Here is a 1,031-nt window from a genome sequence, read left to right as displayed (position 1 = left end):
ACTCAAACTCAGGCTGTAGAGCAGGTTCGGATTGTCAGTGGGATGCCAGGCCATGGTGATCGAGTAGTGGGCTTTGCCATCATCGGCGATGAAGCCGAAGGGCAGGCAAAAGCCAGTCTCTTTGGGTATCTCAAATTCTGCGCGCGTGCGGAAGCGCGCGAGCAGGTCACGGGCGGCGGGGAGTAGTTTTTCGAACGAGCTTCTGTTTCTGGAATAGGCGCTCTGCTGGCCGAAGGCAAAACGATAGACGCGCTCGTCGCGCCATAGCAGGACGATGAGCTTGTGGGGGTGACGAGCGCCGTAGGCGTTTGGCATGCCGAATTCGAAAGAGGACTGTTCGGCATAGAGTTCGTCTGTTGGATAGCTGTCGAACTCTTTCTGGTAGGTTTCAAGTTCAAGTTCGAGTTTTTCAGTAGGTTTTTTTTGTTCTTTGAATTCAGCGATTAGGCCCGGTAACAAAACTCGCTCTATGGTTGCTCTACCCAACTTGTCAAATTTCTCCCTAAGCTCGTCTCTTTCATCCTCTAAGGATTTGTATTGATCAGGATCCGAGCGCGACAAGTCACCGGTCATGGCTACTGAAATTTCTTCTATTTTATTTTTTATAACTCGTTCTTTCGCCTCAACCACGCTGGGGCTATGTCTGTCGACCAATTTTTTAAATGTTTTGAAAGTAGTCTTTGGACTGACATCTATAGTGACGAGGCTGTAAGCATCATTTGTTGGATCGCTGCCGTAATTAAGTTCTTTGTCCTCCAGTCTTATGTCCGGAGTGTAGGTGGCAAAATCGAGGCGATCGGTATAGTCCCACTGGTCGTTCAGTAAGTGCCATGATGTATCTTGATTGATATCAAATAGCGAGCGCCCTAGGCATTCAGTGTTGGTGATTGTTGTGGTATTAGCGTTTTCTGCTTGCGCAGTTTGGGTTAAAAGAAAATAGCAGCTGAGTAAAATGTAGATTGGCTTAATAGGTCGCACTCTGAGTTTTCCGTAATCGTTCATTGGTTAAAGCTGCTCTATTTGCGCCCGCG

At 47.8% G+C, this 1,031-nt stretch carries 1 pseudogene; it reads right to left on the bottom strand.

From position 1 onward, the window contains the following. Nucleotides 1-1,002, bottom strand: a pseudogene (locus M5G26_RS29400) (hypothetical protein); the annotation flags it as partial. Nucleotides 1,003-1,031: the final 29 nt, after the last annotated feature.

This window comes from Pseudomonas sp. TNT2022 ID642, assembly GCF_028656995.1.
Taxonomy (GTDB): Bacteria; Pseudomonadota; Gammaproteobacteria; order Pseudomonadales; family Pseudomonadaceae; genus Aquipseudomonas.
The sequence above is the reverse complement of the archived record's forward strand: the minus strand, read 5'-3'. Positions and strand labels throughout refer to the sequence as shown.